Genomic DNA, 10,637 nt, shown 5'->3' on the forward strand with positions numbered 1-10,637 from the left:
GTAAACAGACATGAATGCAATAAGGGACGTACTTGACCGGGCAACGATTGCCTCGATTGTGATGATAAGCGTGCTCGCAAGCCTGCTGACGCTTGGCGTCCCAATTGCAGCCCAGACACTTATCAACCTGATAGCCTTTGGAGGCCTGCTCCAGCCTGTGATTACGCTCAGTATCATGATGCTGGTTCTGATGCTGGCACTGGGCGCCCTTAACATCTGGCAGATTTTTATTGTTGAAGTGATTCAGCAAAAACTGATGGTCAACATCAGTCTGAATCTGACCCGCCAGTTCACCCATATTTCCCTCGATACCTTCTCCACCCACCATGGACCTGAACTCGTCAACCGCTATTTTGAAGTGGTTACCATTAAAAAATCGCTCGCCAGCCTTCTTTTATATGGCATAAGCTTAAGCCTGCAAATCTTTTTTGGCCTTCTGCTTTTGGTTATCTATCATCCACTTTTCCTGCTATTTGATGCATTGATTCTTGCAGGCATTGGCTTTATTGTCTGGTTGCCCTACAAAAAAGCCATGGAGAGCGCGAAAATGGAATGTTCGGAAAAACACCATGTCGGCGCATGGCTCGAAGAAATTCTCATTAACCGATTTCTCTTTCGCTTCAGTCATTTTTCGCGCTTTGCGCTGAAAAAAACTGACCGGCATCTTGTGGCTTTTTTAAAAGCACGCAACCTTCATTTTCGCCAGCTCGTTAAACACCAGGTGGGCTTTTACCTGCTATCAGCCCTCATAAGCAGTATTCTGCTTGGCCTTGGCGGTTATCTCGTAATTGAAAACCAGCTTAGCCTTGGTCAGCTGGTCGCCGCTGAAATCGTTCTTGGCACGTTCATTTATGCCTTCAAGCGTTTTGGCGTGCTGCTTGAAAATTATTATGATTTAAGAGCCTCACTGCAAAAAATTGAAGCTGTCACCGAAATGCCGGCACAGGAAGTCCGAACCGACTTTAGTAACCTCTTTTTACCGGTGAAGCAGCTGACTATCCGTGCGCAAACCGGGAATGAAGGGATCGCACGCGTACAAAAGCCCCTGTTTCTCGTCTGCGACAAACCGGATATCGCGCGCAGTTTCAGCGATTTTATTTCAGGCTTTAATGATACCCCTGTAGCGGACGTCCTGATTAATGGTAACCGCTGCGATTTCCTGCATCTCTCAAGCCTCAGACACCATGCGCTGTTACTCCGAAGGCCTGAGTGGTTTGCCGGTAATCTGCATGATAATCTGCTGTTAAATACTACCAACATTTCCAAGGAATTTCTTACAGAACTTCTGGAGTATTTTGGGCTGTTTCCACGCATTCTGGCATTGCCTGAGGGGATGCATACCCTTATTTATGACTGGCAGACGGTCTTTACCGAAGAAGAATGCATCCAGCTCATGATGATTCGCGCACGGCTTTTAGAACCTCAAATTCTGATTATTGACAGCATGTTTGATGGATTTCCTGCGTCTTTCATCGCCCATTGCCTAAAGCCCTTTGAAACATCGGAAAAAACCATTGTGCTGGCACTCATCCAAAGCCAGTATGGCGAACATTTCCCCAACCGGTTGGCGCTGTCATGAAAATGTATGCCCATACCATGATTTCAAAACTGCCAAAGCCCGCAAGGATTGGAAAAATTATTTTTGTCTGCACGCTGCTCCTGACGCTCTTTCTCGCGTTCACGCCCTGGCAGCAGTTTGCACTCGGTCAGGGGAAGGTAATTGCTTTTTCACCGACAGAAAGGCTGCACACGGTTAACTCCCCTGTTACCGGACGGATAAAGAAGTGGTATGTGGATGAGGGGATGAAGGTTAAACCAGGCGACCCTCTCGTCGATATTACCGACAATGACCCCGAACTGCTAAAACGCCTTGCACTTGAAAAACAGGCGATTGTGATGCGCATCAATGCCGCAAATGAAGCGCTTCTCGCCGGCAAGGCAAACCTTGATCGTCAAAAAAACCTTTATGAGCAGGGGATTAACTCCAAACGGCAGTATGAACTCGCGAAAATCGAATACGCGAAATACCAGAACGAACTGGCCCAGGCGCGCATTGACATGGTGAATGTCGATGTCCGCATTGCAAGGCAGCAGACGCAGATTATCAAGGCACATGTGGCCGGTATTATTTTTAAGCGCCTGACCGGACAGGAAAGTGTCGTGGTGAAGGATGGCGATGTACTGGTGCAGATTATCCCGGATACCCGCTCACGCGCTGTTGAGCTATGGATTGACGGCAATGACATCCCCTTTGTGCGCTTAAATCAGAAGGCCCGTCTGCAATTTGAAGGCTGGCCTGCCGTTCAATTCAGAGGCTGGCCGCAAATCGCCGTTGGTACTTTTGGCGGGCGGGTCTCGTTTATAGACCCGACTGATAACGGCGCCGGATTTTTTCGAGCAGTCATTGTCCCAGACGAGGAATGGCCGTCCCCTGAATTTTTGCGCCAGGGTGTGCGGGTGCATGGATGGGTGCAGCTCGGACGGGTCCCGCTCTGGTATGAACTCTGGCGACAGTTCAACGGGTTTCCGCCGGAAACGGTTCCACAAAAAGTTGAATCATGAACAGACGCTTTTTATTACTGGCTGCACTCGAATGTTTTACAGTCCTTGCATGTGCCGCCACCACGCCGGTTCTGAGGCTTAAGGACGTGCTTGAAAGTGTGGAGCGCAGTTATCCGCAAATTAAGGTGGCGCAACTCGAAATTGCCAAAGCCACCGGCGGATATGTCCGCGCCTCGGGAAAGTTTGACCCCTCTCTCGATGCCAATACCCGCTCACAACCCCTTGGCGGCTATATCAATAATTATGGCGATACCCAGCTCAATGTTCCGACCCTCTACAACGGGGTCAAGCTTTTTGCCGGCTACCGTAACGGTCAGGGTGACTGGCCGATTTACTACCAGAACTATCTGACGAACTCAGGTGGCGAATACCGTGCCGGACTTTCACTGCCGCTGCTTCGCGACCGTCGCATCGACAGGGAACGCGGCGACCTTCTTGCGTCTTCAGAGTCCATCGGCATGAAGCATTTTGAGGCGGATGCCATCAAAATCCGCATCTATCATGAATCTATCAATGCCTACTGGCAGTGGGTGGAAGCCGGATTGCAGCTGCGAACCTTCAAAGAGCTTCTGGAGCTTGCAAAAACCCGGCAGAAAGCCATTGAAAAACAAGCGCTCCAGGGCGACCTTGCCCGTCTTGCCATAACAGAAAACCTGCAGCAGATTATGCAGCGCGAGCAGCTGCTTAATCAGGGAAGGATGATGTTTGAACAAGCCTCGGTGAATCTCTCGCTGTATTATCGCGACCGCCGCGGGCATGCGCTCATTCCCGATGAACACCGGCTGCCACGGGATGTTTACCCGCAGACGGTGACCTTGCCGCCGGTATCGCTCAGAGAGCATCCCGCCATGAAAACCCTGCAAAAGCAGGCGAAAATTGTGCGCATCAGGCGCGATCAGGCGCATAACGAACTGCTGCCGCAGTTAAATGCCGAGGCGTATGCCTTCAAGCAGTACGGCAGCGGCGGTTATCCGCTCTTACTTCCTCAGGCGGCCATGGTTGGATTCTGGTTTAAGTTTCCGCTCCTGCAGCGCGAAGCCAAGGGCAAGCTGATACGTGCCGAGAGCGAACTGCAGCAGGTCACCATTGAAAACCGATTTTTACACGATCGCCTGAAAAATGAGCTGTCCAATTTATTCATCGGCATTCATCGCCTGCGCCAGCAGGTAGATTTACTGAAACGGGAATTCGAGTATGCGCTGAAGGTACAGCAGGGGGAGAGTCAAAAATTTGAGAACGGCGACAGTACCCTTTTTCTCGTGAACCAGCGGGAGCAGCTGACCACACAGGTGAAATTGAACTGGATAAACGCGCGGGTGCAACTGGAAGCGCTCAAAGACCGCGTACGCTATTTCGCATCTACAGTTACCGCGGACGGCATAAAAACCGCCTCTCGCGCGCGACAGGCACGAAAAAAATCTTCAAGCAGGGTGGCGGCTTCCGTCTGAAAAATGCCCTCATCAATCTGAATCGCATGATTCAAGGGTGCACCGCACAGAAGATTACACACTGAACCCGCAGCACCGGTTTTAAAATCACGGGCGGCAAATACCAGGCGGTGAATACGCGCATGCACTAAAAGTCCGGCGCACATCGGGCATGGCTCCAGTGTCACGTACAGCGTGCAGCCTTCAAGGCGGTAATTACCAAGAGAGCCTGCCGCTTCCCGAATACAAAGGACTTCCGCATGCGCCGAGGGGTCACAGTCCGTACGCACACGGTTGTGCGCCGCTCCCAAAAGCTCGCCCTTTGCACTGACAAGCACGGCGCCAACGGGCACCTCATCAAGCAGAGCGGCATCTGCGGCAAGCCTTAAGGCCTGCCGCATCCAGTGGCGGTCGTTCATTCCCACTCAATGGTTGCCGGCGGTTTTCCGGAGATGTCATACACTACGCGAGACACGCCCGCCACTTCGTTGATGATGCGGTTTGAAACAAGCCCGAGGAAATCCCATGGCAAATGCGCCCAGTGCGCGGTCATGAAATCAACAGTTTCAACCGCACGAAGCCCCACAACATAATCGTGACGACGGCCATCGCCCATTACGCCCACGCTTTTCACCGGCAAAAATACCGCAAACGCCTGGCTCACACGGTCATAAAGGCCATGACGGCGCAGCTCTTCGATAAAAATCGCATCAGCGGCACGCAGAATACCAAGGTATTCAGGCTTGACTTCACCAGGTACCCGCACTCCAAGACCGGGGCCCGGGAACGGGTGGCGAAACACCATGTCGCGCGGCAGTCCAAGCTCAAGACCAATGCGCCGTACTTCATCTTTAAAGAGTGTGCGAATTGGCTCCAGCAGTTTCAGGTTCAGTGTATCCGGCAGTCCACCGACATTATGGTGCGACTTAATGACAACCGATGCCCCATCGGCACTGGTGGCAGCCGATTCAATCACATCAGGATAAATGGTACCCTGAGCCAGCCACGCAATCCCTTCAAGGCGCTGCGCTTCTTCATCAAAGACCTCGATAAACGTGCGACCAATGATTTTGCGCTTTTCTTCCGGGCAGGTTACGCCGGCAAGGGCGCTTAGAAAACGTTCAGACGCATCGACCGCCACCACACGCACACCCATGTGGCGCTCGAACATGGTAAGGACCTGATCGGCTTCGTTCTGGCGTAAAAGGCCCGTATCTACAAACACGCAGACCAGATTGTCGCCTATGGCGCGATGCAGGAGTGCTGCCACCACGGATGAATCCACACCACCCGACAGACCAAGGAGCACCTGCTCATCGCCGACTGTCGCGCGCACCGAAGCAATCGCTTCCTCGATAATATTGCCAGGTGTCCAGCTGGTATCGGCCCCACAGATATCCACCACAAAACGTTCAAGAATGCGAAGGCCCTGGTGCGTGTGCGTAACCTCCGGATGAAACTGCAGGCCGTACCAGTTTTTTTCAACGCTGGCCATGCCGGCTATGGGCGCATTGGGTGTTTCGCAGATAACCGTAAAGCCAGGCGGCAGTTCGGTAACCTTATCACCGTGGCTCATCCAGACATCAAGAAGGCTGTGTCCCTCAGGGCTCACCTTGTCTTCAAGGTCCTGCAACAACGGCGTGTGCCCGTGCAGACGAACCGATGCATAACCAAATTCACGCACGTGACTTGAAGCAACGGCTCCGCCGAGTTCAACGGCCATGGTCTGCATGCCGTAGCATATGCCAAGCAGTGGCAGACCCGCTTCAAATACCCATGCCGGTGCTCGTGGATTATCCGCCTCGGTAACCGTTGCCGGTCCCCCGGAGAGGATGATGCCACAGGCCTTGAGTTCGTGCACACGCGCTTCAGTGGCGTGCCACGGAAAAATTTCACAATAGACGCCCAGCTCGCGCAGACGGCGCGCAATCAGCTGCGTATACTGTGAGCCAAAATCAAGAATGGCAATGGACTGGGGTTTATTCACTTTTGACGTCTACCTGATAGTTGGGGGCCTGCTTGGTAATACTGACATCATGTACGTGTGACTCGCGCATCCCGGCGTTGGTTACCTGCACAAATTCGGCACGCTCATGCAGTGCCGCGATGGTTTCACACCCGGTATAGCCCATGCAGGAGCGCAGGCCACCGAGCATCTGGTGGATAATGGTCTGTACCGGACCTTTATAAGGAACACGCCCTTCAATGCCCTCCGGTACCAGTTTTTCAGCGCCCTGACTCGCATCCTGAAAATACCGGTCGCTCGAGCCCTGTGCCTGAGACATCGCACCGATTGAGCCCATGCCGCGGTAGCCCTTGTAGGTGCGTCCCTGATACAGCTCAATTTCCCCGGGCGATTCTTCGGTACCGGCAAACATGCCTCCGAGCATCACCGTATGTGCGCCGGCCGCGAGGGCTTTGCACACATCACCGGAAAAACGAATACCGCCATCGGCAATTAACGGAATATCAAGGCCTTTTAAACCTTCGGCAACATTGGCAATCGCACTCATCTGAGGCACGCCAACGCCGGTGACGATACGCGTCGTACAAATGGAGCCCGGACCAATGCCAACTTTTACGGCATCCGCACCGGCTTTGACAAGATCACGCGCTGCCGCGGCAGTTGCGATATTCCCGCCTATCACTTCCACATTAGGAAAATGCTGTTTAATCCACTGTACGCGGTTTAACACCCCCTGAGAGTGTCCATGGGCAGTATCGACAACCAGCACGTCCACCCCGGCCTCGATAAGGGCTGCCACACGCTCATCCGTTCCCTCGCCAACTCCGACTGCGGCACCCACGCGCAGCTGCTCGGAACTGTCTTTACAGGCATACGGGTTTTCCTTGGCCTTCTGAATGTCTTTGACGGTGATAAGGCCGCGCAGGTGGAAAGCCTCATTAACCACCAGCAGTTTTTCAATGCGGTTTTTGTGCAGGAGGCTTCGGATTTCTTCGCGTCCCGCACCTTCACGTACGGTCACGAGACGCTCCCTTGGAGTCATGACGGCAGAAACCGGGAGTGAGAGGTTCGTTTCAAAGCGGATATCGCGGCTCGTGACAATCCCGACCAGATAATCACCTTCGACTACCGGCACGCCGGAAAACTGGTGTCGGGTCATGATATCGAGCAGCGCCTGAACGGTAATATCGGGAGCAACCGTTACCGGGTCTTTGACCATTCCGCTCTCAAAGCGCTTAACCTTGCGCACTTCTTCGGCCTGCGCGCTGATGCTCATGTTCTTATGCAGAATACCAATCCCGCCTTCCTGCGCCATCGCAATCGCAAGACGTGCTTCGGTAACCGTATCCATCGCGGCAGACACTAGCGGCATGGAAAGTTCGATGTTACGGGTCAGGCGCGTACGCAGAGAAACATCCCTTGGCAGAACGGTTGAATAGGCAGGAAGCAGTAATACATCGTCAAATGTCAGTGCCTGCTGAGAAACAGAAAGGGGCATACCGGACTCCTCGGATAAAATAACCGGGTATTATACGCCATTTTCGGATTTTGACAAATATTTGAGCAATAACCAATCAGGTTTTAACGATTTGATAAATTTTGTACAAACATCCCATCGCTGTGTAAATTTTACATTGATAGCAGGGAAGTCTGCTTGAACTTTTCCGTTTTATGCGTGTACACTGGTTGCACTTTTATTCAATAACTGTTCAAAACGGGAAGGGCTTTGCATTGGCTACTATCATCGTTGTCACCTCCGGAAAAGGCGGTGTAGGAAAAACCACTACGTCTGCGGCGATTGCATCAGGACTTGCGATGCGCGGCTTCAAAACCGTGGCCATTGATTTTGACGTAGGTCTTCGCAACCTTGACATTGTCATGGGCTGTGAACGTCGGGTGGTGTATGATTTTGTCAATGTTATCAACGGTGAGGCCAATCTCAATCAGGCGCTTATCAAAGACAAGCGTGTTGCTGGACTTTGCATTCTGCCTGCGTCTCAGACACGTGATAAGGATGCGCTGAAAGTCGAGGGCGTGGAGCGTGTTTTGAATGAGCTTGCCAAAGACTTCGATTACATCGTCTGTGATTCACCGGCCGGTATTGAAACCGGAGCGTTGATGGCCATGCATTTTGCCGATCATGCCATTGTGGTGACGAACCCTGAAGTGTCCTCCGTTCGCGATTCTGACCGTATTCTTGGCATTCTTTCCAGTAAAACCCGCCGCGCAATCGCGGGCGGCGAACCCATTAAAGAGCATCTGCTGCTGACCCGCTATGACCCGGCGCGCGTTGAAAAAGGCGAAATGCTGTCTGTAGAAGACGTGCAGGAAATTCTTGCGATTCCTTTGATGGGTGTCATTCCTGAGTCTAAAGCCGTTTTGAAAGCATCGAATACCGGTACGCCGGTTGTGCTGGATGAAGCGAGTGATGCCGGCAGTGCCTACCAGGATGCGATTGCCCGTTTTCTTGGTGAAACCCGCCCCATGCGCTATACGCAAATGGAGCGTAAGGGATTATTGCGCCGCCTGTTTGGCAAGAACAAAGAGGAAGCCACCGTATGAGCCTGCTCAGCTACCTGCGCCGAAGAAGCGCCACCGCTTCAGTTGCCAAAGAGCGGTTGCAAATTATTATCTCTCATGAACGCAGCCAGCGTCACACACCCGATTACCTGCCGAAGCTGCAGGAAGAAATTCTCGCGGTGATTGCAAAATACGTGCATGTCAGCCGTGATAAAGTCAGCGTTCACCTTGAGCGCACGGGCGATAACGCGGTGTTAGAGCTGAATGTCACCATGCCGGAAGAGGCTCTTGCACAGGCGAGTGAAGCCTGAACCTGCCTAAACGAGACCCGGCAGACTGAATCAGTACGCCGGGTCCACAGTTGCACTCCCTGTTATACCGTCACGCCAAATCGATAGATAACCCCAAGCTCAACCTGATTGCTGTAAATCCGGTTAAAACGCGTGGGCGCGCCATTTGCCGGCACGCCATTAGCGCCTACGGCATCGTATTGGCCTGAGTTTTTCACCTCGCCAAGAGAAACAAAATGGTAGTTGATATCGACCATCCAGTGCGGATTAACGGCATAAAGCCCACCAATCCCCGCCTGCCAGGCAAATTGCGTGGTTCTGTCGGAAAACTCCGTCTGCACGGCAAGCGGCCAGAAAATATTGGACGTTTTATTCTGCGCCACCCCAAGCCCGCCCATGATATAGGGGGTAAAATTCTCCATTGACAGTGAGGGGTGCGACAAATAGGCATTCATCAGATAGGCATAACTGTCGAAGTCGCCATTTGCCTGTTCCGGCCCGTCATCAACCACCTGGTAGCGCACGCTCGGGCGTGCCTGAAAGGTAAAGGCAGTTCGAATGTAATCGTTAAAACGGTATCCAACACCAAGACCGTATCCAAACCGGTTGCGAATGAGTGCGCTCGGCGCCCTGATTTCCTCCGGCCCAAAGAAAGACGCTGTATAGGCTCTGTTGAAGTGATAGCCGTTATAATCAAGCATGGCTTCAGCATATAAGCCGCTTACCTCGGGCACAATCCCCATCTCACCGGCAAAGCATCCCATGGAGAGGCTAAGACCAAGTGCTGTCAATTGAATCTTTTTCATCATTCCCTGCGTTCCCTGTTTTCCGTTTAAGAGGGATTACTATACTGAATGCTTTTCATAAGAATCAAGGGAGAAATTCGCCTTAAGGCTCGGTTTTCTGTATCAGTACATCGCGGTAAAAGATTACATCTTGAGCACATGTTGCAAATCACTTACACTGTGTGGAATATTTACAGCGGAGTGTGGTCATGTCAGCATCATTTAGCAGCTTAAGTCAGTTTTTTGAGCATGAAAACGTGAAGGATGCGTATAAAGCGCAGCAGGAGCAGCTCAATATCGCAATGGAAGAAAATGCCGCGAGAATGCGGGGAGCTTCTCTCTATCAGAGTATGACAGATAAGAGTCTGCAAACCTCTTTGGCCGACCCGGAAGAAAATAAAATGGAAGATTTTCTATCGGGTCGCGCACAGATGCTTTTTCAGGTGGCTCGACGAATGATACAAGATACCGGGCTGCATGATGATGTTAAGGAAACATTTACCGAGGTGGTTCGGCAGTTTACGCATTTAAAGACGATAGACGATATTAGTGAAACAGCGCCTCGGTTTCGCTCAAAAGGATTCTCACTTACACCTCAAGAGCAGTATAATTTTCTAAAACGCGCCGCGCGCGCCATCGATGAGCGCTTTAATGCATTAGTTGCAGGAAGCGTCAGAGAACACACCTTAAGCTGGAAACCTTTTTTCAAAAACCTGGCAACACTTTTTGGCCTTGGTTATTCCGTTGTCTATTACTGCCTGCATAAAGAGTGGCCTTATGGCGACAAGCTCGTGGTGCCGCCTGCAGAAAGCCAAAGACTCATCATCTCCGCCATAACGCTTCCTGAAAGTCAGGAGGCATCTTCGTCTGGCGACAGTCTGTTAGACAGTAGTAGAGGCACTCATTACGGAAGTATCCATGCTCCAGGGGCTGTTTTACCATTGAACGATAATCGAGGCCATTCGGCACAACCGGCATTTCAATAATGCCGTAACGCCATAGCATGGGCTTATAAGTCCAGGGATGGATACATCAGATTGCACCCGATGCCGGGCTTCGCGGCAATCAACCCAGCCACGGAAAAACT

At 51.9% G+C, this 10,637-nt stretch carries 10 protein-coding genes; 6 read left to right on the forward strand and 4 right to left on the reverse strand.

Annotated elements, in window-relative coordinates; all coding sequences use genetic code 11:
* Window positions 1–10 precede the first annotated feature (10 nt).
* From E4T54_RS03050 to E4T54_RS03060, 3 genes are read left to right on the forward strand one after another with little or no spacing between them, the layout of a single operon-like run.
* The gene (locus E4T54_RS03050; RefSeq protein ID WP_028386938.1) at window positions 11–1,579 is read left to right on the forward strand and encodes an ABC transporter transmembrane domain-containing protein; all 1,569 of its coding nucleotides are present in this window, start codon (window positions 11–13) and stop codon (window positions 1,577–1,579) included.
* Window positions 1,576–2,562 carry an HlyD family secretion protein gene (locus E4T54_RS03055; RefSeq protein WP_028386937.1) on the forward strand — a complete coding sequence of 329 codons (987 nt, stop codon included), beginning with the start codon at window positions 1,576–1,578 and terminating at the stop codon, window positions 2,560–2,562. Before E4T54_RS03050 ends, E4T54_RS03055 begins: the two co-directional genes overlap by 4 nt.
* Window positions 2,559–4,010, forward strand: a complete 1,452-nt coding sequence (locus E4T54_RS03060; RefSeq protein ID WP_065230360.1) for a TolC family protein — start codon at window positions 2,559–2,561, stop codon at window positions 4,008–4,010. The genes E4T54_RS03055 and E4T54_RS03060 overlap by 4 nt, the downstream gene beginning before the upstream one ends.
* Here the strand turns inward: E4T54_RS03060 and tadA are convergent.
* From tadA to guaB, 3 genes are read right to left on the reverse strand one after another with little or no spacing between them, the layout of a single operon-like run.
* Window positions 3,911–4,408, reverse strand: a complete 498-nt coding sequence (gene tadA / locus E4T54_RS03065; protein ID WP_051550984.1) for a tRNA adenosine(34) deaminase TadA — start codon at window positions 4,406–4,408, stop codon at window positions 3,911–3,913. The two genes, E4T54_RS03060 and tadA, sit on opposite strands and share 100 nt — an antisense overlap.
* Window positions 4,405–5,976 carry a glutamine-hydrolyzing GMP synthase gene (gene guaA / locus E4T54_RS03070; RefSeq protein ID WP_028386936.1) on the reverse strand — a complete coding sequence of 524 codons (1,572 nt, stop codon included), beginning with the start codon at window positions 5,974–5,976 and terminating at the stop codon, window positions 4,405–4,407. Before guaA ends, tadA begins: the two co-directional genes overlap by 4 nt.
* Entirely contained in the window at window positions 5,969–7,453 is a 1,485-nt protein-coding gene (gene guaB / locus E4T54_RS03075) for an IMP dehydrogenase (protein WP_028386935.1), read from the reverse strand. The genes guaA and guaB overlap by 8 nt, the downstream gene beginning before the upstream one ends.
* A gap of 233 nt (window positions 7,454–7,686) precedes the next feature.
* Here guaB and minD point away from each other — a divergent pair, with 233 nt between their 5' ends.
* Complete coding sequence (minD, locus tag E4T54_RS03080) at window positions 7,687–8,517, forward strand: septum site-determining protein MinD (RefSeq protein ID WP_028386934.1); 831 nt, start codon at window positions 7,687–7,689, stop codon at window positions 8,515–8,517.
* Window positions 8,514–8,786, forward strand: a complete 273-nt coding sequence (gene minE, locus E4T54_RS03085) for a cell division topological specificity factor MinE (RefSeq protein ID WP_028386933.1) — start codon at window positions 8,514–8,516, stop codon at window positions 8,784–8,786. Before minD ends, minE begins: the two co-directional genes overlap by 4 nt.
* Before the next feature lie 62 nt (window positions 8,787–8,848).
* On the opposite strand, the gene E4T54_RS03090 is transcribed toward minE, so the two are convergent.
* Entirely contained in the window at window positions 8,849–9,574 is a 726-nt protein-coding gene (locus E4T54_RS03090; RefSeq protein WP_028386932.1) for an outer membrane protein, read from the reverse strand.
* Between the two features lie 185 nt (window positions 9,575–9,759).
* Here E4T54_RS03090 and E4T54_RS03095 point away from each other — a divergent pair, with 185 nt between their 5' ends.
* Window positions 9,760–10,536: a hypothetical protein gene (locus E4T54_RS03095; protein ID WP_028386931.1), complete on the forward strand. Its 777-nt coding sequence runs from the start codon at window positions 9,760–9,762 to the stop codon at window positions 10,534–10,536.
* Window positions 10,537–10,637: the final 101 nt, after the last annotated feature.

Source organism: Legionella geestiana (assembly GCF_004571195.1).
Classification (GTDB): domain Bacteria; phylum Pseudomonadota; class Gammaproteobacteria; order Legionellales; family Legionellaceae; genus Legionella_B; species Legionella_B geestiana.

Bases quoted from the DNA above. Each gene is read 5' to 3' on its own strand.
- E4T54_RS03050 (WP_028386938.1), top strand. From the start codon at position 11: ATGAATGCAATAAGGGACGTACTTGACCGGGCAACGATTGCCTCGATT.
- E4T54_RS03055 (WP_028386937.1), top strand. From the start codon at position 1,576: ATGAAAATGTATGCCCATACCATGATTTCAAAACTGCCAAAGCCCGCA.
- E4T54_RS03060 (WP_065230360.1), top strand. From the start codon at position 2,559: ATGAACAGACGCTTTTTATTACTGGCTGCACTCGAATGTTTTACAGTC.
- tadA (WP_051550984.1), bottom strand. From the start codon at position 4,408: ATGAACGACCGCCACTGGATGCGGCAGGCCTTAAGGCTTGCCGCAGAT.
- guaB (WP_028386935.1), bottom strand. From the start codon at position 7,453: ATGCCCCTTTCTGTTTCTCAGCAGGCACTGACATTTGACGATGTATTA.
- minE (WP_028386933.1), top strand. From the start codon at position 8,514: ATGAGCCTGCTCAGCTACCTGCGCCGAAGAAGCGCCACCGCTTCAGTT.
- E4T54_RS03090 (WP_028386932.1), bottom strand. From the start codon at position 9,574: ATGATGAAAAAGATTCAATTGACAGCACTTGGTCTTAGCCTCTCCATG.
- E4T54_RS03095 (WP_028386931.1), top strand. From the start codon at position 9,760: ATGTCAGCATCATTTAGCAGCTTAAGTCAGTTTTTTGAGCATGAAAAC.